22 protein-coding genes are annotated in these 24,890 nt (G+C 68.5%); 9 read left to right on the forward strand and 13 right to left on the reverse strand.

Annotated features, from left to right (window positions below):
- Positions 1-8: 8 nt before the first annotated feature.
- The 10 genes from H289_RS0106565 to H289_RS0106610 form a co-directional block, all read right to left on the reverse strand.
- Positions 9-1,202 carry a DUF7373 family lipoprotein gene (locus H289_RS0106565; protein WP_029120028.1) on the reverse strand — a complete coding sequence of 398 codons (1,194 nt, stop codon included), beginning with the start codon at positions 1,200-1,202 and terminating at the stop codon, positions 9-11.
- 156 nt (positions 1,203-1,358) lie between these two features.
- Positions 1,359-2,543, reverse strand: a complete 1,185-nt coding sequence (locus H289_RS0106570) for a DUF7373 family lipoprotein (RefSeq protein ID WP_020099969.1) — start codon at positions 2,541-2,543, stop codon at positions 1,359-1,361.
- Between the two features lie 10 nt (positions 2,544-2,553).
- Positions 2,554-2,892 carry a YbaB/EbfC family nucleoid-associated protein gene (locus tag H289_RS0106575; protein ID WP_020099970.1) on the reverse strand — a complete coding sequence of 113 codons (339 nt, stop codon included), beginning with the start codon at positions 2,890-2,892 and terminating at the stop codon, positions 2,554-2,556.
- Complete coding sequence (locus tag H289_RS33335; RefSeq protein WP_177127390.1) at positions 2,889-4,469, reverse strand: PPE domain-containing protein; 1,581 nt, start codon at positions 4,467-4,469, stop codon at positions 2,889-2,891. The genes H289_RS0106575 and H289_RS33335 overlap by 4 nt, the downstream gene beginning before the upstream one ends.
- A gap of 14 nt (positions 4,470-4,483) precedes the next feature.
- Positions 4,484-5,869, reverse strand: a complete 1,386-nt coding sequence (gene eccE / locus H289_RS0106585) for a type VII secretion protein EccE (protein ID WP_020099972.1) — start codon at positions 5,867-5,869, stop codon at positions 4,484-4,486.
- Complete coding sequence (gene mycP, locus H289_RS0106590) at positions 5,866-7,212, reverse strand: type VII secretion-associated serine protease mycosin (RefSeq protein ID WP_029104865.1); 1,347 nt, start codon at positions 7,210-7,212, stop codon at positions 5,866-5,868. Before mycP ends, eccE begins: the two co-directional genes overlap by 4 nt.
- Positions 7,213-7,405: 193 nt before the next feature.
- Positions 7,406-7,663: an HPr family phosphocarrier protein gene (locus H289_RS0106595; RefSeq protein ID WP_020099974.1), complete on the reverse strand. Its 258-nt coding sequence runs from the start codon at positions 7,661-7,663 to the stop codon at positions 7,406-7,408.
- Positions 7,664-7,707: 44 nt separating this feature from the next.
- The gene (locus H289_RS0106600) at positions 7,708-9,723 is read right to left on the reverse strand and encodes a PTS fructose transporter subunit IIABC (protein ID WP_020099975.1); all 2,016 of its coding nucleotides are present in this window, start codon (positions 9,721-9,723) and stop codon (positions 7,708-7,710) included.
- 25 nt (positions 9,724-9,748) lie between these two features.
- Positions 9,749-10,726, reverse strand: a complete 978-nt coding sequence (pfkB, locus tag H289_RS0106605) for a 1-phosphofructokinase (protein WP_020099976.1) — start codon at positions 10,724-10,726, stop codon at positions 9,749-9,751.
- Positions 10,723-11,502: a DeoR/GlpR family DNA-binding transcription regulator gene (locus H289_RS0106610; protein WP_020099977.1), complete on the reverse strand. Its 780-nt coding sequence runs from the start codon at positions 11,500-11,502 to the stop codon at positions 10,723-10,725. The genes pfkB and H289_RS0106610 overlap by 4 nt, the downstream gene beginning before the upstream one ends.
- A gap of 102 nt (positions 11,503-11,604) precedes the next feature.
- Here H289_RS0106610 and ptsP point away from each other — a divergent pair, with 102 nt between their 5' ends.
- Together ptsP and H289_RS0106620 are read left to right on the forward strand one after the other, a co-directional pair.
- The gene (ptsP, locus tag H289_RS0106615) at positions 11,605-13,332 is read left to right on the forward strand and encodes a phosphoenolpyruvate--protein phosphotransferase (RefSeq protein WP_051128399.1); all 1,728 of its coding nucleotides are present in this window, start codon (positions 11,605-11,607) and stop codon (positions 13,330-13,332) included.
- A gap of 63 nt (positions 13,333-13,395) precedes the next feature.
- A complete protein-coding gene (locus tag H289_RS0106620) occupies positions 13,396-14,370 on the forward strand; it encodes a pirin family protein (RefSeq protein WP_029104867.1) in 975 nt (324 codons plus the stop codon).
- Here H289_RS0106620 and H289_RS0106625 read toward each other — a convergent pair whose 3' ends face one another.
- Entirely contained in the window at positions 14,371-16,545 is a 2,175-nt protein-coding gene (locus H289_RS0106625) for an FUSC family protein (RefSeq protein ID WP_051128417.1), read from the reverse strand.
- Positions 16,546-16,802: 257 nt separating this feature from the next.
- On the opposite strand from H289_RS0106625, the gene H289_RS0106630 reads away from it, so the two are divergent.
- The 7 genes from H289_RS0106630 to H289_RS0106660 all read left to right on the forward strand — a co-directional run bounded on the left by H289_RS0106630 (position 16,803) and on the right by H289_RS0106660 (position 22,867).
- A complete protein-coding gene (locus tag H289_RS0106630; protein WP_020099981.1) occupies positions 16,803-17,438 on the forward strand; it encodes a TetR/AcrR family transcriptional regulator in 636 nt (211 codons plus the stop codon).
- A 27-nt stretch (positions 17,439-17,465) separates the two neighbouring features.
- A complete protein-coding gene (locus H289_RS0106635; protein WP_020099982.1) occupies positions 17,466-18,398 on the forward strand; it encodes a class I SAM-dependent methyltransferase in 933 nt (310 codons plus the stop codon).
- Positions 18,399-18,479: 81 nt separating this feature from the next.
- On the forward strand, positions 18,480-19,880 hold the full coding sequence (locus H289_RS0106640; RefSeq protein WP_020099983.1) for an aldehyde dehydrogenase family protein: 1,401 nt from the start codon (positions 18,480-18,482) through the stop codon (positions 19,878-19,880).
- A gap of 114 nt (positions 19,881-19,994) precedes the next feature.
- On the forward strand, positions 19,995-20,858 hold the full coding sequence (locus tag H289_RS0106645; RefSeq protein WP_020099984.1) for an SDR family oxidoreductase: 864 nt from the start codon (positions 19,995-19,997) through the stop codon (positions 20,856-20,858).
- 3 nt (positions 20,859-20,861) lie between these two features.
- Entirely contained in the window at positions 20,862-21,833 is a 972-nt protein-coding gene (locus H289_RS0106650; RefSeq protein ID WP_020099985.1) for an NADPH:quinone oxidoreductase family protein, read from the forward strand.
- Positions 21,834-22,319, forward strand: a complete 486-nt coding sequence (locus H289_RS0106655; protein WP_020099986.1) for a DUF456 domain-containing protein — start codon at positions 21,834-21,836, stop codon at positions 22,317-22,319.
- On the forward strand, positions 22,316-22,867 hold the full coding sequence (locus H289_RS0106660) for a YceI family protein (RefSeq protein WP_020099987.1): 552 nt from the start codon (positions 22,316-22,318) through the stop codon (positions 22,865-22,867). The genes H289_RS0106655 and H289_RS0106660 overlap by 4 nt, the downstream gene beginning before the upstream one ends.
- On the opposite strand, the gene H289_RS0106665 is transcribed toward H289_RS0106660, so the two are convergent.
- Together H289_RS0106665 and H289_RS0106670 are read right to left on the reverse strand one after the other, a co-directional pair.
- The gene (locus tag H289_RS0106665) at positions 22,864-23,673 is read right to left on the reverse strand and encodes a tyrosine-protein phosphatase (RefSeq protein WP_020099988.1); all 810 of its coding nucleotides are present in this window, start codon (positions 23,671-23,673) and stop codon (positions 22,864-22,866) included. The two genes, H289_RS0106660 and H289_RS0106665, sit on opposite strands and share 4 nt — an antisense overlap.
- Complete coding sequence (locus H289_RS0106670) at positions 23,673-24,890, reverse strand: acyl-CoA dehydrogenase family protein (RefSeq protein ID WP_196809996.1); 1,218 nt, start codon at positions 24,888-24,890, stop codon at positions 23,673-23,675. Before H289_RS0106670 ends, H289_RS0106665 begins: the two co-directional genes overlap by 1 nt.

Here is a 24,890-nt window from a genome sequence, read left to right on the forward strand (position 1 = left end):
TGGTCCGATTATTTCGCAGTCAGCAGCAGATACTGGGACGCCATGCGTTGTGTGACGTCGAATGGCTGTAGCGACGACGCTGCGTATACCCATCGGTCCAGCGATGCAGAGCAGGAGTAGACCCGAGCCTTCACCTCAGCGACATCGGTTACCTGGCACTTCGCTGAGGGGAGGCCGGGCACGGCGGGACCCGGCTCAGTGTGGTTCTTGGCGTCTGGCTCGGCGAACTTTGGCGCCAGTTGCGTCGCGGCGGCGGCGTCTTTGGCCCGGTACAGGTGGGTGCCGCGCACCGAAACGATGTCAACGCCGGCTGCTGACAGGTCCACGCCCGTTTGCAGTGGGTCATCGCTGAAATGAAGAATGCCGCGGGGCCCCCATAGGCCCTGATTGCTCTTATGCTCCTTCGTGGGAACCGTCCGACTCAGCAGCCCTTCGGGATCGGTTTGCATAGTGGCGAACTGCGCTGGGTCGGTCGGCTGGAACTCATCGATTCGAGCAGACTGCAGATCCAGCGACTTAGCAACGAACTGTGTTGCGGTGTCGCGGTTTACGTCACTCGAAGCGTATTGATACAGCACGTATGGCCCGTGCGGAGTATAGGAGCTGACTGTGAAACTTCGCTCTGACGTGGTGGCCGCGTGCGCGAGTGCCTCGGGATGTCCTGGAATTGATATCGGTTGATTGGGCGAGGCTGGATCTATTGTCGGGGCCTGCGCCGCGAATTGGCGGGCAGCGTCGTTGGCCAGGTCGGCTGTTGGGAATCGCAGTACCAGAATCACCAACTGGTTGTCGTGATCTGCGCCGCGAATGGTTCCACGACCTGAGCCGAACCCGTTGATCAGCTGATGATCTTTGGCGATCTGCTTCATGGGACCGGGTTCGACGCTGTTCAGACGGTCGGCGTCGAGAAACAGGCCTGTTACATTTACCCCGATATTGACCAGAGTGGGATTGACTTCCCATGGTCCGACGACGAATTCACCCAGACGCTCCGCGTCGATGAGCCGTCCGGATTCTGCGCCCGGCTTCAGCGCCGGCCCCGGCTTGGGTGCCGTCGGGTAGTTCCCGGGGTTCAAGAGGCTGACGATGGCGTCACCAGGCTTGAACGAGGGGTCTTTCGTCGCGTCGCCGTTCGTCACCGTTGTGCAGCCGGCCAGCAGTGCCACTGCGACCGTCGCTACGGCCCACTTGGCGGTCTTCATGACGTTCCCCATCGTCTCCCGACTGCGCCGGCTCCCCGAGACGTTACGCAGTGACTCTCCGCGAACTGTACGCACTCGAGCGGCTGAGTGCCTCAGCCGCCGCGGCAACGGCCGGACGGCCTGAAGGCGGCCGAACGCGAGTTGAACCAGGTGTCGCTATTTCGCGGTCAGCAGCAGGTATTGGGATGCCATTCGTTGTGTGGCGTCGAACGGCTGCAATGAGGAGGCCACGTACACCCACCTATCGAACGACGCGGTGCAGTCGTAGACAAGCGCTTTCACTTCCGCATAATTGATCGCCCGGCACTTGGCCGTGGGCAGTCCGGGTACGGTCGGGCCAGGTTCGCTGGGGCTGCTACCGCCAGGCTCGGCGAGCTTCTGCGCGAGCTGCGCCGCCGCGGCGGCGTCTTTGGCTCGGTAGAGGTAGGTACCGCGTACCGAAACGACGTCGACGCCGGCTGCCGCCAATGCCGCGGTGGTTTGGACTGGGTCGTCTTCGAAATGAAGGAGGCCGTGTGGCCCCCACAAGCCCTGGTTTGCCTTGTGTTCCTTGGTGGGGACCGTCCTGCTCAACAGTCCTTCAGGATCGGTCTGCATGGTGGCGAACTGACTGGGATCGGTAGGCTTGAAATCGTCGATTCGACGCGCCTGCAGGTCTAACGCCTTGGTCGCCAGTTGCAATGACGCGTCGGGGCTTTCCTGTGCAGTGCCGCCTTGAATCAAGACATATGGGCCATGCGGCGAGATGATCGAGGTGGCGAAAGTTCCATCGGGCATGGTGGATTGGAGCGCCTGCGATTCCGGATGTCCGGGTATCGGGATATTGAGTTTCGTCGAGGGATCGTGGATGCGCGGGTGCTGCGTGTAGAAACCAGATGCTGCCGCAGCCGCTTCTTCGGGACTTGGAAAGCGCAAGACAGTGTTCTGCAGCCTGCGAAGGTGGTCTGCGTTTGCCGCCGTGTGGCGGCCGGAGCCGAACGCGTAGATCAAGTGCTGTTGTTGCGCCAGTTGGTCGAGCTCTGGTGACAGGAGCGAGCCGACGCTGAACAACAGCCCGGTCGAAATGAAGCCGACGTTCAGCAACTGCGGGTCAACTTCCCACGGCCCGACCACGTACTCGCCCATGCGTTCGCCGTCGATGATCCGGCCGCTCTCGGCCTCCTGCTTGAGTGCCGGTCCGGGCTTCGGCGTCGTCGGGTAGTTGCCTGGGTTCAGCAGGCTGACGATGGCGTCACCCGGCTTGAACGACGGGTCTTTCGTCGCGTCGCCGGTCGTCACCGTGGTGCAGCCGGCCAGCAGTGCCACGGCCGCTGTCGCCGCGGCCAGCTTGGCGATCTTCATCCAGGGACCGCTACGGCTGAGCGGGCGGATTACTGGCCGTGATCTCGGCGACCAGCTCGTTGAGGCGGGCCCGGTCGGCGTCGATGGACTCGGTGGCCTTCGCCGTCGCGTTGCCCAACGCCTCGTTGATGCGGGCTTCGACGGTGTCCGCGCCGAGGCGCAGGAGGCCGTCTTCGATGAACAGATCCGTCAGCCAGTGGTGGCCGTTGAGGGTGACCTCGACGGTCTTGGCTTCGTCGGTCGCGGTGAACGATTCGGTGTTCATCTTGGCGAGCTGCTCGTCCATGACCGACTGCAGGCGCTGGGCCTGCTGGAGAACCGCAGCGACCTCGGGGTGCATCTCGATCATTTGGTGTCCTTCTTGTCATCGATCTTGGTGCGACGCCGGTGTCCGATGACGCCGTCGGTGAAGGCACGGTCCTCCGTGTACAGGACCTCATCGGGCGACAGATTCGCGTTGCGCTTCTTTTCCTTGCCGCCTTCGCGGCCACCGCCGTGGCCGCCCATGCCGCCACCCATGCCGCCGCCCATACCGCCGCCGCCGACCGGTGGGCGGCCCGCGGCCTGGCTGGCGCCGCCGGCTGCCGCGCCGCCAGCGCCCACCGCAGGTGCGACGGCTGCCGGCTGCATGGGCTGGCCGCCCAGCCCGCCGCCACCGCCACCGGACCCGCCGCCCGCACCGCCGCCGGCGGATGCCGGGCTCACGCTGGGACCGTCGGGCAGGCTCGGCATCTCCGGCTTGTCGCCGCCCAATCCGCCGGGCATCCCGCCGCCCGGTGAACCCTGTCCGGATCCGCCCGACGGTGAGCCGCCACCGGAAGGTGAACCGCCAGAAGGTGATCCACCGCCCGCGGGCTTCTGCTCACCAGCAGAAGCCGGGCTGACGCTCGGCGATTCCGGCATCGACGGCGTCGCACCGCTCGGCGCCCCGCCGCCCGGGGTCCCGCCGCCACCGGACGGCCCACCACCGCCAGGTCCTTGGGGCGCACCCGTGCCCTGGCCGTCTTTCTTCGCCACATCCCCCGGCTTGACGGCAGGCCAGGCGTTCGACCCAAAGTTGGGTGGTGGCGGCGTCACGAGGGAACGGATCGTCGCCTGTTGTGCGTACTTGGCCCGCACGGTGTCGGATTCCTGCTGCTTCGTGGCGTGGCCGGTGAAGAAGTCGTATGCCGCTTGCCCGACTGTCGCGAGCACGCTGGCATTCTCGTAGTCCGCCACGTCCTGCATGCTGGGGTGCTCGGGTCGTCTGCCGCCATGGATCGCGGACAGGTCCATGGCCTGGATGGCCAGGTTGTTCGCCGCCTGGGCCATCGCCGTCAGCCACGTTGAGTAGTCCTTCAGCGCATTCTCTGCCGCTTCGGCAGCATCGCCTTCCCATTCGACGCCGGCCATATTGAACTTGCTGTTCAGTTCGGCCAGCTTCGTCACCACTCCGACCATTTGTGTGCCGAACTCGATCATCGAGGTGCCCTGGTCACCGCTGTTGATCTGCTTAGCGGCTACTTCCCAATCCATGCCGGGGTTACTGGGGTGCGATTCGGCCCCGCCGAGCGATTCGAGCATCCAGGGCAAGCTGCCGACCGGGTCTGCGGGCGCCGGTGCCGGGGGCAGATTGGGGGTGATGGGTGCACCTCCGCCAGCGCCGAGCTTGGTGGCATCGATGCCCGACTTCCCGGCCGCGTCGGCGGCGTCGTAGGCCGCGGCGGCCGCCCGCAGGCAGGCGGCCAGTCGTCGATTTTGAGCGCGCCCGGCCTTGAATGCGGCGTCGAGCTGCTGCAGGTTGTTCTTGAGGAAATTGGTGGCGTCCTGCGCGATTGCCAACTCGCATGGCGCTGTGGGTGCCGGCGGCAAGGTCGGCAGATCTACGTCAACTTCAGCTGCCTTGGCGTTCAGCGTCTCCGAGGAGACTTTCAGTTTTCCAGCCATCTACTTGCTCCCCCTTACTTCTCCAGCGCCATCTGGAACCGGCTCTCCTCGCGCGGGTTGATCAGCTGGATCGGCAGCTGACGGTGGCGCGGGGTGTCGATAAAGTTGTGGCGCAACAAAATTCGTGAAATACCCGGGTGTGGGCCGAGGTAGGTGGTGGCATTGGGCCATGCCACCTTCGGGACATTCCCGATCCGGGCATTGATGAATCCCGCGAATTCCTTGAACTGCGGTGCCAGGGTGACGACAGCGCCGGCCGCCGCCGAGCGCACCACGAACTGGGTGAACACGTGCGCGTCGCCGAGGTTGATCGTGGAGTCGACGTTGTCGAACGGCATGTACACCGGGTAGCGGTCGGCCGTCTCCCCCACCAGCACGCCGGCCGAGCCGATCGGCAGCTCGTAGTGCCGGTCGGTGATCGGGCTGAGCCCCTCCAGCGCGGCGCGCTGTCCACCGAACAGACACGAGAAGCCGCGCGGCGTCGTCGGCGTCGCCAGCGTCGTCAGCAGCACGGTCGCCGTCGGCGCCTGACCCGGCTTCACCCGGACCCGGGTGATCGTGTGGTCGGCACGGGCCGACCACCACATGTTGGGTCCGCCGGGTGCCGAGTAGGCCGCGGTAAATGTGCTGCGGCCCTTGATGGTTGACCACGTCTCGCGCTCGAAGCTGATCGCGGTTGCCCGGTCGTACTCCTCGAAACTGCGGGCGGGGCGGGCGTCGATGCCGTGGCTGGCCAACTGGTCGGCGATGCGGGTGGTGGTCGCCACCAGGTAGCCGGCCAGGCCGGCGACCCCGGTACCGCGGCGCAGGGCCGACCGGCGGGTCTCGTCGGGGTTGGCGCGCAACACGATCCAGGTCCGCCGATTGGCGGGCGCGGCGTAGGGGCCGACCACCTGCTCGTACAGCGCGACGACGCTCGACGGGGCGGTCTTGCCGACGCGGTAACCCGCCGAGACGATGTCCGCCTCGAGATCCGGTCCGTGCGCCGCGAGCAACTGCTCCACCAGTCGGGTGTCGAGGTTGTCGTCGGTGAAGGCCTCGCCATTGACGATCACCGTCGGGGTGAACGAGCGCGGCACCAGTTCGACAACCGAGACCAGGTGGTCACCCAGCCAGCGCACCGCGACGTGGTCGCCGGGCATGACCGTCGCGCCGACGGCCGGCTCCGAGGGAGCCGGCGGGGCCACCTTGCGGCGGCGCTGCCAGGCGAACATCGCGGCGATCCAGCCCGTCAGCCGCCGTCCGCGGATGGCGAGGACCGAGAACAGTGCGATCAGGACACCGAGGGTTATCCCGAGCCACAGCAGGTCGAAATGCATGCACAGCAGTACGACCGCGGGCACCAGCGTCGCGGCCCACAGCAGGTGCCCCGTGGTGAAGCGGAACCCGAAGTGCCTCATCGGCGCCTCAGCGCACGGCGAGTCACCGCACCCAGGCCGAGCAGCACGATCAGCGCGGCACCGGCCACGACGACCATCGTGATGGGTCCGCGGTCCGGCGGCGGGATGTACACCGGCGGCGGGATGCTCTTGACCTGGTAGGGCGCCTGCTTGGGGCCGGCGGGAACGTCCCACGTCAGCGCCGCCACCGGGTCGATGACACCGGCGCCGACGTAGTTGTCCACTCCCCCACCGGGATGCCGCGCCGTCGCGGTGATGCGGGTGACGATCTGTGCGGCGGTCAGGTCGGGGAAACGCTGCCGCAGCAGGGCCGCCAGACCCGAGACGTACGCCGCGGCGAACGACGTGCCGTTGATGGGGATGGGGCCGTCCTGTCCGTTCAGCGCGTTGACGGGATTGCCGTCGTAGCCCAGTGCGGTGTCACCTTCGGCGGGGGCGGCGGCACCGACCCAGGGGCCGGACATCGAGAAGTTGCTCGGCTGGCCCTGCGGCCCGATGCCGCCGACGGTCAGCACCAGCGGCGAGTACCAGGCCGGCGAGACGATGGTCTGCACCTGCTTCCAGCCCCGGGGGTCCGACGGCACGCTGACGTCCGGCGGCGGGTTCTGGGTGCAGTCCTGGCCGGTGTTACCCGCGGCCACGATGACCACGGCGTTCTTGACGTTCACCGCGTAGGCGATGGCGGAACCGACGCCGGTCTCGTTGATCGCCCGCGTGACCTTGTAGCAGGCGGCTTCCGAGATGTTGATGACCTGTGCGCCCAGGTTCGCCGCGTGCACGATGGCGCGAGCCAGGCTGCGCAGCGACCCGGCGGTCTGGGTGGTGTTCGGATCGTTGGGATCGCTGCGGGCGTCTTTCGGCTGGAATGCCTCCGAGGTCTGGCGCAGCGACAGGATGCGGGCTTCGGGGGCGACGCCGATGAACGCGTCCGTCGGTGCCGGACGGCCGGCGATGATCGAGGCCGTCAGGGTGCCGTGGGCATCGCAGTCCGACAGGCCGTTGCCGCCCTTGTCGACGAAGTCGCCGCCGGGCTCGGCGGGGACCCGCGGTGAGGCGTTCACACCGGTGTCGATGACGGCGACGGTGATGCCGGCTCCCGTCGCGAACTTCTGCGCCTCGGCGAGGTGCAGATAGTCGGCCGCCCACGGCTTGTCGGCGAAGTTCGTGTTCGGCAGCACGGTCGGCGCGGAGCAGATCTTGCGCTGCTCCATCGGCTGATCGGGGCCGGTGTCGTCGGGCGGGACTGCGCCGGGGTCGATGGCCGGCGGTTCGATGGCGAGTGCGGGCGGGGCGCTGGCGACAGCCAGCAGCAACGCAGCAGCTACGGCGGCTAGACGACGCACGAGCAACCGCCCCCACCATGGGGACGACCGCTCGTGATGTTCCGAGTCCCCCGTGACATTTTTCCCGCTACGACACCGCCGCGAACCGCGATGCCCTCCCCATACGCATGTAGCACGAATTCATACTAGTGGTGCGTAGTGGGGGCTCTGTGCGCTTTCTGTGGCTGCTGGGAGTGACCCCGAGCCGGGCGCGTCAGGCGTCGAGGTCCTGTGCCACCAGGTCAGCGACGGTTGCCAGGGCGGTTTCGTCGTCGGAGGCCACCGTCACCTGCGCTCCGTTGCCCGCCCCGAGCGTCATGATCATCAGTGCCGAGCCGGCGTCCACGGGTTCTCCACCGTCGACGGCCAGGGTGACCTGGGCACCGGAATTGATGACGGCCTCGGAGATGACGGCTGCCGGACGGGCGTGCAGGCCGATGGCGGATCCGACGGTGACGGTCTTGCTGGGCATTGCTTCTCCTAGTGATTGTTGGGTTATTGCTTGTTCGGGACGTTTCAGCTGCCGGCCGGCTGCAGAGCCGCGGTGGTGTCGACCGGCGGAAGCGACCGGCCCGCGCTCTTGGCGGCGATCACCGCGAGCGCACTGCAGACGGCGCCGACGACGACGGCCACCACGAACCAGATGAGGTTGCCGATGGCGAAGAAGACGAAGATGCCGCCGTGGGGCGCCTTGGAGGTCACGTCGAATGTCATGACCAGGGCGCCGGTCACCGCGCCGCCGAACATCATCGACGGGATGACCCGCAGCGGATCGGCGGCGGCGAATGGAATGGCGCCCTCGCTGATGAAGCACGCGCCGAGAAGCCATGCGGCCCGGCCGTTTTCGCGTTCGGGCTCGGTGAACAACCGGGGCCGGACGGCCGAGGCCAACGCCATGGCCAGCGGCGGCACCATTCCGGCGGCCATGACGGCGGCCATGATCCGCAGCGATGCGACGTCGGTGATGTTCAGCCCGGCGGCGGCGAAGGAGTAGGCGGCCTTGTTGACCGGTCCGCCCAGGTCGAAGCACATCATCAGGCCGAGGATGACGCCCAGCAGGATCAGTGAGCTGCCGGACATACTGCCGAGCCAGTGGGTCAGCCCGGAGGTGACCGCCGCCAGCGGACGGCCCAGCAGCAGGAACATCGACAGGCCGACGATCAGTGAGGCGCCGAGCGGGATCACCACCACCGGCATGAGGCCGCGGAACCACTGGGGCACCTTGAACGAGCTGATCCACAGGGCGGCGAACCCGGCGATGAGACCGCCGACGATACCGCCGATGAATCCGCCGCCCACCGTGACGGCCACCGCGCCCGCGGTGAAACCCGGTGCGATGCCGGGACGGTCGGCGATGGCGAAGGAGATGTACCCGGCGAGCGCGGGAACCAGGAAGCCGAAGGCCAGTCCACCCAAGGTGAAGAGCACGGCGCCGAGGTACTGCATCAGCCCGCCCGCCGGCAGGTTGGTCAGCGAGTTGGTGGTCGCGACGATGTGTGCGAGCGAATCCGATTGTCCGGCCGGCTTGTTGGCGATCTCATATCCCGCGAACAGGAAGCCCAGCGCGATCAGCAGGCCGCCGGCCGCTACGAACGGGATCATGTAGCTGACGCCGGTCAGCAGGATCTGGCGCAGGCGCGTGCCCCAGCCCAGCCCGCCGCGAGTATCGGTGGCGGTGGCCGCGGCGGTCTCGCCCTGGACCCGGGGGGCCTGCGGATCCTTCGCCGCGGCAACGGCTTCGGCGATCATGGTGTCGGGTTCGTTGATCGCCCGCTTCACGCCCGATGCGACGACGGGCTTGCCGGCGAAGCGCTGCTTGTCCTTGACGCCGACATCCGTGGCGAAGATGACGGCATCGGCGGCGGCGATGGTTTCGGCCGACAGCGGGGTGGACCCGGACGAGCCCTGGGTTTCGACGCTGAAGTCCACCCCGGCGCGGTCGGCGGCCAGTTTCAGGGCGTCGGCGGCCATGTAGGTGTGGGCAATTCCGGTGGGACAGGCCGTGATCGCGATGATCGAGGCCGCGGGCGCCGCTTCGGCAGCAGGTGCGGCGGGAGCCGGCGCCGCGGGTGCGGCTGCCGGTACGGGGGTGACCACGCTTTCGACGAGTTCGACCACTTCATCGGCGGTGCCCGCGGCACGCAGTTGTTCGACGAAGTCCTTGCGTACCAGCGCGCGGGCCAGGCTCGACAGCAGCTTCATGTGTTCGGCGCCACCGGAATCCGGTGCCGCGATGAGGAACGCGAGGTCGGCAGGGCCGTCAGGCGCGCCGAACGGGACCGCGGGCGCCAGGCGGGCGAAACCGATCGTCGGTTCGTCGACGTGGGGCGACCGGCAATGCGGGATCGCGATGCCGCCGGGAAGCCCGGTGGCCGACTGGGCTTCGCGCGCCAGGGCGGCCTCGACGAGTCCGTCTCCGTTGGTGGCGCGTCCGGTTGCGGCCATCCGGGCGGCCAGCAGTTCGATCACATTCTGCTTGTCGGGGCCGGCGTCGACGTCGAGTGCGACGAGGTCCGAGGTGATGATCGGCATGGGTGTTCCTTTTGAATAGAACGGATCAGAGGTGGGCGGAGGCGGACGTGACCGCCTGGACCTGAACGGCTTTCACGTCGAGCTGGTCGGGGCCGGGCAGTGCGGAACCCGGCAGGGCGGCAGCGGCGCTGCCGTACGCGACGGCCGTCTGCAGCCGCTGCGCCGGCGCGGCGCCGGCGATGGTGGCGGCGAGGTAGCCCGCGAGCGACGCGTCTCCCGCGCCGACGGTACTGCGCGGCACGATCGCCGGGGCCGTGGCTGCCCAGGTCCCGTCACGGTCGACCAGGACCGCACCCGCGCCGCCGAGCGTGACGAGCACGGTGCCGGCGCCGCGGTCGACGAGTTGCCGCGCGGCGGACACCACGGGCAGTGGATCGCCTTGCGCGGCAGCTTCTTCCAGTTCCGGTGCGGAGCGGCCTGTCAGCCAGGCCAGTTCCTCGGAGTTGGGCTTGATGAGGTCGGGTGCCGCGGTGCCGAAGGCTTCGGCCAGGGCGGTGAGCGGGCGTTCGGAGGTGTCCACCGCGACGCGGCACGGCAGGGCCGCCAGCCGGGCCACGATGTCGGCGTACCAGTCGTCGGGCACCCCGGGTGGCAGCGATCCGGACAGCACCATCCAGGTTGCCCCCGCCGCGTGGTCGCAGACGGCGGTGGTCAGGGTCGCCAGGGCGGCGGCATCCAAGTGGGCCCCCGGTTCGTTGAGTTTGGTTGTGGTGCCGTCTTTTTCGGTGATGGTGAGGTTGCTGCGCACGGTGCCCGGGATGGCGATGTTGTGGAATGGCACGCCGCGCGTCGTCAGCCCCGTCAGGATCGGGTCGTGGTCGGCGGCCGGCAGCAGGGCGAGGGTGTCGACACCGTTCTGGGTCAGCGCGCGAGATACGTTGACGCCCTTGCCTCCTGGTTCGGTGGAGACGGGGGTGAGGCGGTGCACCGCTCCTCTGGTCAGCGGCTCGTCGAGCGTGACGGTGCGGTCGAGGCTCGGGTTCAGGGTGACGGTGACGATCATGATTCGCTCTCCGCGCAGATGACGTCGACGCCGGCGTCGATGAGCTCCTGGCGCTCGTGGGGGCGGATGTCGGTGTCGGTGACGACGGTTTGAACGGCCGACAGCGGCGCGAAACTGACCAGGTCTTCCCGGCCGAATTTGCTCGAATCCGCTGTCACCACAACGTGGTTGGCGCAGTGGACCATGGCGCGCTTGATGGCGGCCTCGTCGCTGTCCGGGGTGGAGAAGCCGTGCCGGACGCTGATGCCGTTGGTACCGAGGAAGGCGACGTCGACGCGCAGGGAGTCGAGTGTCCGCAGGGCCTGCTCCCCCACCACGGCCTGGGTGAGGCTGCGGACGCGGCCGCCCAGCAACTGCAGGGACACCGTCGGGTTGGACGTCAGCTTCGCGGCGGCGGGAATGGAGTTCGTGATGACGACGAGGTCGCGGTCGGTGGGAATGAGCTCGGCGATGCGGGCGGTGGTGGTGCCGGCGTCGATCAGCACCGTCCCGCCGGTGGCGGGCAGCAGGGCGACGGCCGCGGCCGCGATGGCGGCTTTCTGCTGTGTCTGGGTGGAATCGCGCTGGACGACGCCCTGCTCGACGAGGTGCAGCGTGCGGGCCGGTACCGCTCCCCCGTGCACGCGCCGGATGACACCGGCCTTGTCGAGGACGTCGAGATCGCGGCGGACGGTTTCAGTGGTGACGTCGTAGGCCTCGGCCAGGTCGTTGACCGAGGCGCGGCCGTCGGCGAGGACTCGCGCGGCGATGGCTTGCTGCCGCTCTTCCGCGTACATGACCCTCCAATTGTGTGGGAATCCATCCGGTTCGATCTTTGTATTGTTTGTTTTACGCTTGGATGTGTTGACTTGTCAACGGTTCGGAGTAATCTACATCACATGAGCCAGACATTTGTGAGCCCGTCGCCAAGGGTCGTCGACGTGGAAACCAGCAGTGCCCCTGTAGTCCTTCGCGGAGTGCCCGCCGTCGGCGGAGTGCGGTACGCGCCGGTGCTGTGGCCGGGTGCCCGCCCCGCGCCGGAGGCCGACGACAGCGCCGCTGAGCTGGAAGAGCCGGAACGGGCGGGGGAGCGGGAACGCTTCGCGGCGGCCTCGTCGGCGGTCGCGGACCGGCTGCGGTCCCGGGCGGCCAAGGCGACCGGGGCCGCGGCGGAAGTGCTGACCACGACGGCGACGCTCGCGCAGGACCGGGCCTGGGCGGCGGCGACGGAGAAGCGCATCGCCGACGGCATGTCCGCAGTGCGCGCGGTCGTCGCGACGGCGGACCAGTTCGTCGAGATGTTCACCCGCATGGGCGGACTGATGGCCGAGCGCGTCGCCGACCTCAGGGATATCCGGGACCGGGTGATCGCGGATCTGCGTGGCCTTCCCGAGCCGGGAGTGCCGGTGCCCGACGTGCCGTCGGTGCTGTGTGCCGAGGATCTGGCGCCCGCCGATACCGCGGGGCTGGACCCCAACCTGGTGGTCGCGTTGGTAACCAGCCTGGGTGGGCCGACCAGCCACACCGCGATCATCGCCCGTCAGCTGGGCATCCCGTGCGTTGTGGCCGTTTCCGGGCTGGAGAAGGTGCAGCCGGGGACGATGGTGCTGGTGGACGGCACCAACGGCACCGTGGAGATCGAACCCGACGCGACCGTGGCCGCCGCGGCCGTGGCCCAGGCGCGCCGCGAGGCCGATCTCGCCGACAGCTGGCGTGGTCCGGGCGCCACCGCTGACGGACATCAGGTGGCGGTGCTCGCCAACGTGCAGGACGGTGCCGCGGCACAGGCGGCGGCCGAGACGCCGGCGGAAGGCATCGGTCTGTTCCGGACCGAATTGTGCTTTCTGAATCGGGATCTCGAACCGACCGTCGACGAGCAGGCGCAGATCTACGGGGACGTGCTGGCCGCGTTCCCGGGGCGGAAAGTGGTGGTGCGCACCCTGGACGCCGGTTCGGACAAGCCGCTGCGCTTCGCCGGGCATGCCGATGAGGCCAATCCGGCGCTGGGCGTCCGCGGCATCCGTATCGCGCAGGGCAATCCGGAGCTGCTGACCCGCCAACTGGAGGCCATCGCGGCTGCGGCTGCGGCGACCGGCCAGAGCCCGTGGGTGATGGCGCCGATGATCGCGACGCCTGCGGAGGCGAAAGCCTTTGCGGCGCAGGTGCGGTCCTTCGGTCTGACGCCCGGCGTGATGATCGAGGTGCCCGCCGCGGCGTTGTTGGCCGACCGGATTCTGCGGCACGTCGACTTCCTGTCGATCGGTACCAACGATCTGACGCAGTACACGATGGCGGCGGACCGGATGTCGGCCGACCTGGCGACGCTCAGCGACCCCTGGCAGCCGGCGGTGCTGGCGTTGGTGCACGCGGCGGCCAAAGCGGGTGCCGAGCAGGGCAAGCCGGTCGGCGTATGCGGGGAGGCCGCGGCCGACCCGGCGCTGGCGTGTGTGCTCGTCGGGCTGGGTGTGACGTCGCTGTCGTCGGCGGCGGCAGCGGTGCGCGCGGTCGGCGCCGCACTGGCCGGGGTGACGCTGGCGCAGTGCCGGGCAGCCGCGGAAGCGGCACTGGCCGCCGAGTCCTCGGAGGACGCCCGTAGCGCGGCGCTCGCTGCACTGGCAACGCATTGACCAGCGGATTTCGGTCGCACTAGCACCCGGAATTAATCGGACCATAGTCCGGTTATAGGTGACATGCCTGCTATCACCGCTGACACGATCAGCTTGCCGCGTATTGCTTCCGCTGCGCCGAGTGACACTGAACGCCCGGTGCGGTCCATCACCACCGGCCCCCGTGGCTATGAGGGCGAGGGTTTCCCGGTGGTCCGAGCTTTCGCCGGGGTCAGCCCGGCCGACCTCGACCCGTTCGTCCACCTGGACCAGATGGGTGAGGTCGAGTACGAACCCGGTGAACCGAGGGGCACCGACTGGCACCCGCACCGCGGGTTCGAGACGGTGACCTACATGATCGACGGCCGCTTCGCACACCAGGATTCCCATGGTGGCGGCGGTCTGATCACCGACGGCGCCACGCAATGGATGACCGCCGGGTCGGGCATCTTGCACATCGAGACGCCGCCGGCCGAACTGGTCGAGAGCGGTGGCCTGTTCCACGGCCTGCAGCTGTGGGTGAACCTGCCCAAGAAGGCCAAGTTCGCCGCCCCCAGGTACCAGGCCATCGAGGGCACCGATGTCACGCTGTTGTCCTCGGACGACGGCGGCGCGCTGGTTCGCGTCATCGCCGGCGAGATGGGCGACGCCAAGGGCCCGGGCGGCACGCACACGCCAATCACCATGGCGCACGCGACAATTGCACCCGGCGCGCGCCTCGACCTGCCGTGGAACCGCAAGTTCAACGCGCTCGTCTACATCCTGTCCGGACGCGGCACCGTCGGGCCCGTCGGTCACCCCATCCACCAGGGCCAGCTCGCGGTGCTGGGGCCGGGGGACCGGATCACCGTCGCTGCCGACGAAGGCCAGGACTCCAACCGGCCCGCGCTCGAGGTGTTGTTGCTCGGCGGTCAGCCGATCCGGGAACCGGTCTTCCACTACGGGCCGTTCGTGATGAACTCCAAGTCGGAGCTCATCGAGGCCTTCGAGGACTTCCAGTCCGGCAAGTTCGGCACCATTCCGCCGAACGCGTTGAAGCCGCACCGCCCCGGGCACTGATCACGCCGGCGCGGCGTCCGGATAAAGCAGCTCCAGCTCGCCGAGGCTGGCGGCGACGGTCACCAGAGGCAGCGCGGCCTCGACCGACAGGTTTCCGCCGCCGGCCTCGGCGCGCAGCGCGAGCACGAAGTCGTCACTGATCGGTGTGAGCGCTGCGGCATCGGCGTCTTCGGAGCCCATGATCCGGGCGCAGATCGACGCGGTGTGCGCTTCGAGGACCTCCCGGGCGGCCCGATACGGGGCCAGCGGCGGCGGGACGACGTCAGCGATGAGGTCGGCCGCCGCCCGCAACCGGACCGTCTGATTGGCCGCCCGGACCACCGGCGCCCGCAGCTCCGTGGCCCCGCTGCTCTCCGAAAGAAAGTGGCGCACGGCATCATCCACGGTCCGGGAGGCCGTCAACGCGTCGAAGCTCAGGGCGTGCACGCGGTCGGTGGCGGCCTCGGAGGCGCCGCGGGTCACGCGCCGCACGGCCGCGGTCAGATACCGGGTGCCGGCGAGGCGCGCCGATTCCAGCGTGCGCTGGACGACCGCCGCCGACCCGCGCGGCCACAGCAGCAGCGACACCACGATGCCCACCGCGGCGCCGACCAACACGTTCTCGAGTCTGATCAGCCCGACGCGCCAACCGGCCGGGCTGATCAGGTTGTAGATGGTGAGCACCAGCATGGTGAACATCGCCTGGCCCGCCACGAACGAAAACACATCGGGCACATAGGCAGAACCGAACGCCACGATCGGGAGGACGAACCACAGCAGGACCGGGTTCGCGCCGATCAGATGGATCACCACGGTGCCGAGGAGGAATCCGATCGCGGTGCCGCCGACGGCGCGCAACACGCGGGTCCCGGTGGTCAGCGCGCTGCTGCGCAGTACCGACAGCGATGCCATGGCGATCCAGAAACCGTGCTGCAGGGGGAACAGGTGGACGACGGCCACCGCCACGGCCAGCCCGATGCCGGTGCGAAGGCTGTTCTGCACCACCACCGCTCGCGTCGCGACGAACCCCGAGGGGATGGCTGACACGGCCTGGGATTCGGACAGCACCCGGTCGAAGTTCCCGGCCACCGGCAGACGTCGCCCGAGAACGCGGGCCCACACCGGCCGGGCGTCGGCGTCGGCCGCGAGTCCGATGACGCGGCCGGTCGCCCCGATACACGCTGAGAAGGTGCGCAGCCGCAACAGCTTTCGGCCCGTCGCGACGGCCAGCAGGTCGTCGGGTTCGGCCCGGATCAGCTCGATGTCCTCGCGGTAGCGCCCGCGGGTGGCGGCCCGGTGCGCGGTCAGGGCGTCGGCCAGGTCGGCGCGGTAGCGATCGCGGCCCTCGGCGCGCGGGGTGCTCAGCACCCGGGCGCAGTCGTTCAGTACCCGAATGGCCGGCTCACGCGTCTCGGCGAGCAGGGAGCCGGTGGCGTCGGTGGCGCGGTCGCACAGCCAGCGCAGGTCGTCGACGACCCGTACCAGGGCGCGGCTGCCCGCGGTCAGGCCGACCGGGCGGAAGTCGGCACCGAGGAAGTTGTCGCCCAGCACCTCCATCGCATCGGACAGCTCTTGTGCCGTCGCGGACCCCTCGAGCCGGGCCGCCAGGAGGCGGCACACCTGCGCGGCGTGCTTGCGCAGGTCGTCGTGATGCGTGGGCGGCAACAGGAACAGCGCGGCCGGGACGGCAATGGCCCAGGCGACGGCCCAGCCGAGCAGCCGGTCGGGGACAGGCCCGGCGGGCGTGCACACCGGCAGGACGAACGTCATCAAGGTGGAGCGCTGGCCGGCGGCGATGATCTCGCTGAGGACGCCCGAGAACGTCACCAGCAGCCCGATGGCGAACATCGCCGGCACCGCCAGCCACGGATGCGGCGACAGCAGCGTGCCCAGGGTGATCAGGACCGCGCCGTTGAAGCCGAGCCCGGCATAGGCCAGCGCCCGCGCCGGCCGGTTACCGGGGAAATCCACCACGACAAGCAGCGCGACCGCACCGAAGATGGCGAACATGGTCGTCTGCGACCTGCTGCCGACTGCGGTACCGACTGCCAGTCCGGCGATCGCGACGACCGGGAGCACCACACCAGCGCGGGTCGCGCGCCGGAGTGCGTCGTACTCGGGGTCCTTGTCGCGCAGCCGGGTGACGAGCTGCTCCCGGCGCAACGCCGGCGACTCTCGCGACACCACGCCCGCCATGGCGCCCAACATTAATTTGGCTGACGTCGCAATGCCCCGGCAACAACACGCCTGTGGCCGCGGTGTTTCGCAGAGGCCGGCACACCGGCGGTCGTTCCTGGCCGGGCTACCGAACGGCGCCGGCCCGCGGCCGGGAACCGCACGCCGTGCAGCTTTCGGTTGTTGACAGATCTGCAAGTTTGCTGGAAGAAGCAATTTCGACGGCTGTCCCGCGCATACGAGCAGGGTCGGGCCGAGATCTATGGCACAATTTGACGATGCCGTACATCGCCACCCGTGGCCCGGGTCGCCCTCCCGCGGCGAAGGCGGCCGAAACTCGTGAGCGCATCCTGCGCGCCGCACGCGAGGTTTTCAGTGAACTTGGTTACGACGCAGCAACATTCCAAGCCATTGCGATCCGCGCGGATCTGACGCGCCCAGCGATCAATCACTACTTCGCGAACAAGCGCGTGCTCTACGGCGAGGTCCTCGATCAGACCAACGCCATGGTCGTCGCTGCGGGCCGTCGCCGGGCCGAGGAGGAGACCACCTTCATCCGGCGCCTGTCGTCGTTTTTCGTCGCCGCCATCCAGGCCGACTCCGAGGACCGGTCCGCTGCCGCGTTCCTGGTGACCTCGATCCTCGAGGCGCAGCGACATCCCGAACTGCGCCAGGAGGAACACGACGCGCTCGTGGCCTCCCGTGACTTCGTGACCTGGGCCGTCACCGACGCCATCGAACGCGGTGAACTGGCCGTCGACACCGAGGTGTCCACGGTGGTGGAGATGCTCATCGCCGTGATGTGGGGCATGGGGTTCTACGCCGGGTATGTCGGCAGCCACCAGGAGCTGACCGCCGTCATCGAGCGGCTCGAACTATTGCTGGCCAACAAGCTGTGGCAGGTCACCGAATAGACCGGCATCAGCTGGTAGACCTGGTACATGGGCAGCGAGCGCTCCGACGACGACACCTGGGACATCGCAAGCAGTGTGGGTGCGACGGCGGTGATGGTGGCCGCCGCGCGGGCCGGGGAAACCGAGCGCGATGACGCGCTGATCCGCGACCCGTTCGCGAAAATCCTGGTGGCCGGCGCCGGTACGGGTGTGTGGGAGACGATCCTCGACGCCGATTTCAACAACCGGATGGCGGGTGCCGATCCCGAGGTGGCCGCGGTCCTCGAGCACATGGGCAACTACCAGGCGGTGCGTACGCACTTCTTCGATGCCTACTTCACCGACGCCGCGGCGGCCGGCATCCGGCAGGTGGTGATCCTGGCGTCCGGGCTCGATTCGCGGGCCTACCGATTGGACTGGCCGGCCGGCACGACCGTCTTCGAGATCGACCAGCCGAAGGTGCTCGAGTACAAGGACGAGACCCTGAAGGCGCATGGCGCGACGCCGGCGGCGACACTGCATCAGCTGCCGATCGACCTGCGCAATGACTGGCCGAAAGCGTTGCGGGAAGCCGGTTTTGACGATTCGGCACCGACCGCGTGGCTGGCGGAAGGTCTGCTGATGTACCTGCCGGCCGACGCGCAGGACCGGCTCTTCGAGAACATCACCGCGCTGAGCGCGCCGGGTAGCCGCATCTCGGTCGAGACGGTCGGCGAGCACGCCGCCGAACGGCGCCAGCGGATGCGGGACCGATTCGACAAGCTCGCCGGTCAGTTCGGCATGGGGCAGGTCATGAACGTGCAGGATCTGATGTACGAGGACCCCGACCGCGCCGACGTCGCCGAGTGGCTGGACGCGCACGGCTGGTCGTCGACGTCGGTCACCTCGCAGGAGGAGATGCGCCGGCTGAATCGTTGGGTGCAGGTCGATACCGCCGATGACAAGGCGTTTTCCACCTTCGTGACGGCGCGCAAGGGCTGATCGAGACCGGTTGACTCTTCAAACCAACCGGCTGGTTGGTTAGGATTCCGGTGTTGCCTGGCTCACGTAAGGACGTTCGTCATGACCCTTGATTCAGCGGTATCCGTCGGCCACACGGCTGCCGATATCCCGGCGGTCGTCGCCGGTCTTCGCAAGACCTTCGCCACCGGGCGCACCCGCGACCTGCAGTGGCGCAAACGTCAGCTGCTGGCGCTGGCCCAGGCGATGGAGGAGAACGAAACGGCCATCGCCAAGGCGCTGGAGGCCGATCTCGGCCGCAAGCCCTTCGAGGCCTGGCTCGCCGACAGCGTCGGCACCATCGCCGAGGCGAAGGACGCCGCCAAGAACTTGCACAAGTGGGCGAAACGTCGCTACCGCCTGCTGGAGCGCTCGCAGCTGCCCGGCCGCGGCTGGGTCGAGTACGAGCCCTACGGCACGGTGCTGATCATCGGCGCCTGGAACTTCCCGTTCTACCTCACGCTGGGCCCGCTCGTCGGTGCCATCGCCGCGGGAAACACGGTGGTGCTCAAGCCCTCTGAGTTCGCCCCGGCCTCGTCGCGGCTGATGGTGGAGCTGGTCGAGAAGTACCTGGACACCTCGGCCATCGCCGTGATCGAGGGCGACGGCATGGTCAGCCAGGAGCTGATCGCGCAGGGCCTGGACCGCATCATGTTCACCGGCGGCACCGAGATCGGCAAGAAGATCATGGCGGCCGCAGCCGAGCACCTGACGCCGGTCACGCTGGAACTCGGCGGCAAGAGCCCGGTGATCGTCGCGGCCGACGCCGACATCGACGTCGCCGCCAAGCGCATTGCCTTCGCCAAAGTGATCAACTCGGGCCAGATCTGCGTCGCGCCGGACTACGTGGTGGCCGAGAAGCCCATCCGCGACGAGTTGGTCGCCAAGATCCGGGACGCCGTCGTGGCGTTCACCGCCGACGACGCCGACGGCCTGCCGATCGTCACCGAGCGGCAGTTCAACCGGCTCAGCAGCTACCTCGGCACCGGCGGCGACGTAGTCACCGGGGGCGGCACGAACCCGGCACGGCTCACCATGCAGCCGACCGTCGTGGTCGACCCGCCGCTCGACGCACCGGTCATGACCGAGGAGATCTTCGGGCCCATCCTGCCGGTGATCACCGTCGACTCGCTCGATGACGCCATCGCGTTCGTCAACGCCCGGCCCAAGCCGCTTGCCGCGTACCTGTTCACGAAGGCCAAGGCCGTCCGCGAACGGTTCATCCGTGAGGTCCCGGCCGGCGGCATGCTGGTCAACCACCTGATCTTCCAGGTGTCGACCGCGCGCCTGCCGTTCGGCGGCGTCGGACCGTCCGGCATGGGCGCCTACCACGGCCGCTACGGCTTCCTGGAGTTCAGCCACGCGAAGTCGGTGATGACCAAGCCGACGCGGCCCGACCTGGGCAAGCTCATCTACCCGCCGTACACCGACAAGGCGTGGAAGATCGCGCGCAAGTTCTTCTAGAGATTGCAGACCCGGCGGCACGGCGGTCAGCCGGTCGCCGTATACACAAGGGGTGGCCCCACCCGAAAACAGATTGGGCGGGCTGTTCCATTTCTGTTCCATGAGAGGAAACCCATGCCCGGAGTGCAAGATCGCGTCATTGCCGTCACCGGAGCCGGAGGCGGCCTGGGTCGTGAATACGCGCTGACGCTGGCCCGCGAAGGCGCCTGTGTCGTGGTCAACGACCTCGGCGGCGCCCGCGACGGCACCGGCGCCGGCCACAACATGGCCGACCAGGTCGTCGACGAGATCAAGGCCGCCGGCGGCCGCGCCGTCGCCAACTACGACTCGGTGGCCGAGGCCGAGGGCGCCGAGAACATCGTCAAGACCGCGATCGAGGCTTTCGGCAAGATCGACGGTGTGGTGTCCAACGCGGGCATCCTGCGCGACGGCACCTTCCACAAGATGACCGCCGAGCAGTGGGACATCGTGCTCAAGGTGCACCTGTACGGCGGCTACAACGTCATCCGTGCCGCCTGGCCGCACTTCCGCGAGAACGCCTACGGCCGCGTCGTGGTCGCCACCTCGACCAGTGGTCTGTTCGGCAACTTCGGTCAGGCCAACTACAGCGCCGCCAAGCTGGGGCTGGTCGGCCTGATCAACACGCTGGCCCAGGAAGGCGCCAAGTACAACATCAAGCTCAACGCCGTCGCACCGATCGCCGCGACCCGCATGACCGAGGACATCGTGCCGCCGGAGGTCTTCGCGAAACTGTCCCCGGAGTACGTGGCACCGGTCGTGGCGCAGCTGTGCAGCGAAGAGCTGCCCGAGACGGGGTCGATCTTCATCGTCGGCGGCGGCAAGGTGCAGCGCACCGCGCTGTTCCAGAACGACGGCGTCACCTTCGACCACGTGCCCACCGTCGACGAGGTGGCCGCCAAGTGGGGCGAGATCACCGACCTGTCCGCCGCCAAGGCCGCTTCGTTCGCGCTCGGCTGATAGGTGAAAGCGCTTGTCGCACAGTCGCTGACCGGCCCATCGGGCCTCGCCTACACCGATGTCGATGACGCCGCAGACCCTTCGGGCAACGCGGTCGTCATCGATGTCGGTGCGGCCGGCGTCTGCTTTCCCGACCTGCTGCTGATCCGCGGCGAGTACCAGCTCAAGCTTCCACCCGGGTTCACCCCGGGTATGGAGGTGGCCGGTACCGTCCGGTCGGCGCCCGAAAGCTCCGGTTTCGTTGCCGGTCAGCGGGTTTCGGCGTTCACCATGATGGGCGGCTACGCCGAACGCGCGCTGGCGCTGCCGGACTCGGTGATCCCGACGCCCGACGGCTTGGACGACGCCTCGGCGGTCTGCCTGCTCGGGAACTACTACACCATGTACTTCGCGCTGGCCCGCCGCGGCCGGTTGCTTGCGGGGGAGACGGTGCTGGTGCTGGGCTCGGCCGGCGGCGTCGGGGTTGCGGCCATCCAGATCGCAAAGGCCATGGGCGCCAAGGTGGTTGCCATGGTGCACCGGGTCGAGGCGCTGGACTTCGTGGCGTCTGTCGGCGCTGACGTGGTCCTGCCGCTGACCGACGGGTGGCGCGACGCTGCGCTGGCGGCGACGGACGGTCGGGGAGTGGACCTGGTAGTGGACCCGGTCGGCGGCGAGGCGTTCGATGACGCGATCCGGGTGCTGGCCCCCGAGGGTCGGCTGCTGGTTTTGGGTTTCGCTGCCGGACAAGGCATCCCGACGGTCAAGGTGAACCGGCTGCTGCTGCGCAACGTCAGCGTGGTGGGCGTCGGGTACGGCGAGTTCATCCGCCAGGTGCCCGGTTCGGCCGCGGAGATCGGGGCGGGCCTCGCCAAGCTGGTCGACGGCGGGCTGCGGCCGCCGGAGCCGATGCGCTTCGCGATGTCCGACGGTGCCGCCGCGCTTCAGGCGTTGGCGGACGGGAAGATTCACGGCAAGGCTGTCCTGGAGCCGTAAGTGAACACCTTGGGAACAGTGCTGGTGGCCCTGGTCATCGCGATCGGCCTGGTCGGCATCGTGGTGCCGGTGCTTCCTGGCGGATTGCTCGTGTTCCTGGCGATCGCGGTGTGGGCGGTGGCCGTCCACACCGCGACGTCATGGGTGGTGCTCGGTGTCGCGGCGGCGTTGTTCGTGGCCGGCGAGGTCATCAAATATCTCTGGCCGGTGCGCCGGATGCGTCGGGCCGACGTATCCACCCGCAGCCTCATCGTCGGGGGAATCCTCGGCATCATCGGGTTTTTCGTGATCCCGGTGCTGGGCCTGGCCCTCGGTTTCGTGCTGGGCGTCTACCTTTCCGAGTACTCGGCCTTGCGGGATCCGGGCCGGGCCTGGACGTCGACCAAACACGCCATCAAGGGCGTCGCCCTGGCCATGGGGGTCGAGTTGACGGCCGCGCTGTTGGCCGCGGCGGCGTGGGTGACGGGATTGGTGGTCGGTAGTTGACCGCAGCGGGAAGGACTTTCGACGCGTCGGCCGGTGAGCTGCTTCTGCACACCGGCGTCACCGGTACCGCGGCTCGGATGGGACACCGGTTGACCATCGCGATGAGATCGTGGCGCGCGACCGTCGACGTGGACGGGGACGTACCCACGTCGGTCGAGGTGACCGTCGACCTGAACTCGCTGGAAGTCCTGACGGGGGAGGGCGGCATGACGCCGCTGTCCGGCTCGGAGAGGACGATGGTGCGCAACAACGCGCTGAAAACGCTGCAGGCCAAGCGCTTTCCGCAGGCGACATTCCGCTCGTCGGCAATCGAACGGAGCGGCGACGCGTGGCGGCTCACCGGGACTCTGGACCTCAGCGGCCAGAGCCACGAGCAGACCGTCGTCGTCCACGTGGTGCAGGACGGCGCGGACGTGCAGGTCACCGGCGAGGCGCTGGTGCGGCACAGCGACCATCGCATCAAACAGTTCTCGATGCTGATGGGCGCGATGAAAGTGGCCGACGAGGTCCGGGTGACACTCGCCGCGCCACCGACGGACCGGACCTAGCCCCTCAGCACCGCGCGCAACCGCGTCACCTGTTCGTCGGTGACGCCAATGGCGGCAAGGTAATTCGATAGCGAACCGTATTCGGCGTCGACGACGGCCAGGGCCGCGTCCAGGTACTCCTCGCGGACGCCGAGCACCTCTTCGGTGAGCCGGGCCTCGGCGAACGTCACGACCTCAGCAGTCTCACCGGCCCGGGTCCGGATGGTCTCGAGGATGCCGTCCCGCAGCTGCGGCACGGCGTCGTTGCTCCGCAGGAAGTCGGTGAGGATCGCGTCGCGATCGATGCCGACGGCCCCCAGCACCGTCGCCACCGTGAAGCCGGTGCGATCCTTGCCGGCGAAACAGTGCGCGATCACCGGCCGTGCGTCGGCGAGCATCGAAATGACCTGGCGTATCGCAAGATGCGCACCGGGCAGGGTGGGGAAGCGGCGGTACTCCTCGACCATGAAGCGACCGGCGGCGACGGCGACGTCCTCGTCGTCGGGCTTGGCGGTCATCATCTTCTCGAAGGCGTTCTCGTGCGGCGCCTCGGCCGTATCGGTGCCTGCCGCGGCGAGCTCGTGGAACGGCAGCAGGTGGACCGCGACGCCGTCGGGCACCTGGCCGGGGCCCCGGCGCTCGACCTCACGCAGCGACCGGAGGTCCGCGACGTCGGTGATGCCATAGTGCTGCAACGCCTTACGGCCGTCTTCGGCGAGCGCGCTGAGCTCGCTGGAGCGGAACAGCCGGCCGGGGGCAATGCCCGTCTCCTCGGCAACATCGCGGAAGTTCCAGGCGCCGGCGAGTTCCAGACCAGTGGACCGCATCAGTGACCCAACGCCGCGGCCGCCAGTGCGGACTTCTCGCGGCCGAGTTCGGCGCGCGCGATGGTGCGCATGTGCACCTCGTCCGGACCGTCGAACAGCCGCATCGCCCGGTGCCAGGCGTAGAGCCGCGCCAGCGGGACGTCGTCGCAGATACCGGCAGCGCCGTGTACCTGGATGGCGCGGTCGATCACGTCGCACGCGACCTGCGGGGCCACCGACTTGATCTGCGACACCAGCACATGGGCGGCCTTGTTGCCCTGCTGGTCGATGGTCCAGGCGGCCTTCTCACACAGCAGCCGGGCCTGGTCGATCTCGTTGCGGGACTTGGCAATCGACTCACGCACCACGCCCTGCTCGGCCAGCGGCTTGCCGAACGCGACGCGCTTCTGCACCCGGTCGATCATCAGGGCCAGGGCACGCTCGGCGGCGCCGAGGGCGCGCATGCAGTGGTGAATGCGGCCCGGCCCCAACCGGGCCTGCGCGATGGCGAAACCGGAGCCCTCTTCGTGCAACAGGTTCTCCGCCGGCACCCGGACGTTGTCGAAGACGATCTCGCAGTGGCCGTGCTGGTCCTGCCACCCGAACACCGGCAGCGACCGCTGGATGTCCACACCCGGGGTATCGGCCGGCACCAGGATCATCGACTGCTGGGCGTGCGAGGCGGCGTCAGGGTTGGTGCGGCCCATGACGATCAGGATCTTGCAGCGCGGGTCGGCGGCGCCGGTGATCCACCACTTGCGGCCATTGATGACGTAGTCGCCACCATCGCGCAGCATCGTCGTCTCGATGTTGCGGGCGTCCGAGGACGCCACGGCGGGCTCGGTCATGGCGAACGCGCTGCGAATCTCGCCCGCCAGCAGGGGTTCGAGCCACTGCTTGCTCTGCTGCTCGTTGGCGAACAGGTGCAGGGTCTCCATGTTGCCGGTGTCCGGTGCCGCACAGTTGATGGCCTCCGGGGCGATCTCCATGCTCCAGCCGGAAATCTCCGCCAGCGGGGCGTACTCCAGGTTGGTCAGCCCGGACTCCGACGGCAGGAACAGATTCCACAGGCCACGCTTGCGGGCCTCGATCTTGAGTTCCTCGACCACCGGCGGCACCGTGTGGTCCTTCGGGCCCTTCTCCTCGCGATAGGCGTGGTAGGAGGCCTCGGCCGGCAGCACGAGCTCGGTCATGAACTCGGTGAGCCTGTGCTGGTAATCCTGCGCTTTTGCCGACAA

The sequence above is a fragment of the Mycobacterium sp. 360MFTsu5.1 genome, assembly GCF_000383495.1.
Taxonomy (GTDB): Bacteria; Actinomycetota; Actinomycetes; order Mycobacteriales; family Mycobacteriaceae; genus Mycobacterium; species Mycobacterium mucogenicum_B.

What these genes read in the sequence shown, in the direction of transcription:
- H289_RS0106635 (WP_020099982.1), top strand. Translation starts at nt 17,466, where the DNA reads ATGGGCAGCGAGCGCTCCGACGACGACACCTGGGACATCGCAAGCAGT.
- ptsP (WP_051128399.1), top strand. Translation starts at nt 11,605, where the DNA reads ATGAGCCAGACATTTGTGAGCCCGTCGCCAAGGGTCGTCGACGTGGAA.
- H289_RS0106625 (WP_051128417.1), bottom strand. Translation starts at nt 16,545, where the DNA reads ATGGCGGGCGTGGTGTCGCGAGAGTCGCCGGCGTTGCGCCGGGAGCAG.
- H289_RS0106600 (WP_020099975.1), bottom strand. Translation starts at nt 9,723, where the DNA reads ATGCCGATCATCACCTCGGACCTCGTCGCACTCGACGTCGACGCCGGC.
- pfkB (WP_020099976.1), bottom strand. Translation starts at nt 10,726, where the DNA reads ATGATCGTCACCGTCACCCTGAACCCGAGCCTCGACCGCACCGTCACG.
- H289_RS0106645 (WP_020099984.1), top strand. Translation starts at nt 19,995, where the DNA reads ATGCCCGGAGTGCAAGATCGCGTCATTGCCGTCACCGGAGCCGGAGGC.
- H289_RS0106570 (WP_020099969.1), bottom strand. Translation starts at nt 2,543, where the DNA reads ATGAAGATCGCCAAGCTGGCCGCGGCGACAGCGGCCGTGGCACTGCTG.
- H289_RS0106630 (WP_020099981.1), top strand. Translation starts at nt 16,803, where the DNA reads ATGCCGTACATCGCCACCCGTGGCCCGGGTCGCCCTCCCGCGGCGAAG.
- H289_RS0106610 (WP_020099977.1), bottom strand. Translation starts at nt 11,502, where the DNA reads ATGTACGCGGAAGAGCGGCAGCAAGCCATCGCCGCGCGAGTCCTCGCC.
- H289_RS0106565 (WP_029120028.1), bottom strand. Translation starts at nt 1,202, where the DNA reads ATGAAGACCGCCAAGTGGGCCGTAGCGACGGTCGCAGTGGCACTGCTG.
- H289_RS0106575 (WP_020099970.1), bottom strand. Translation starts at nt 2,892, where the DNA reads ATGATCGAGATGCACCCCGAGGTCGCTGCGGTTCTCCAGCAGGCCCAG.
- H289_RS0106595 (WP_020099974.1), bottom strand. Translation starts at nt 7,663, where the DNA reads ATGCCCAGCAAGACCGTCACCGTCGGATCCGCCATCGGCCTGCACGCC.
- eccE (WP_020099972.1), bottom strand. Translation starts at nt 5,869, where the DNA reads ATGAGGCACTTCGGGTTCCGCTTCACCACGGGGCACCTGCTGTGGGCC.
- H289_RS0106665 (WP_020099988.1), bottom strand. Translation starts at nt 23,673, where the DNA reads ATGCGGTCCACTGGTCTGGAACTCGCCGGCGCCTGGAACTTCCGCGAT.
- H289_RS33335 (WP_177127390.1), bottom strand. Translation starts at nt 4,469, where the DNA reads ATGGCTGGAAAACTGAAAGTCTCCTCGGAGACGCTGAACGCCAAGGCA.
- H289_RS0106620 (WP_029104867.1), top strand. Translation starts at nt 13,396, where the DNA reads ATGCCTGCTATCACCGCTGACACGATCAGCTTGCCGCGTATTGCTTCC.
- H289_RS0106640 (WP_020099983.1), top strand. Translation starts at nt 18,480, where the DNA reads ATGACCCTTGATTCAGCGGTATCCGTCGGCCACACGGCTGCCGATATC.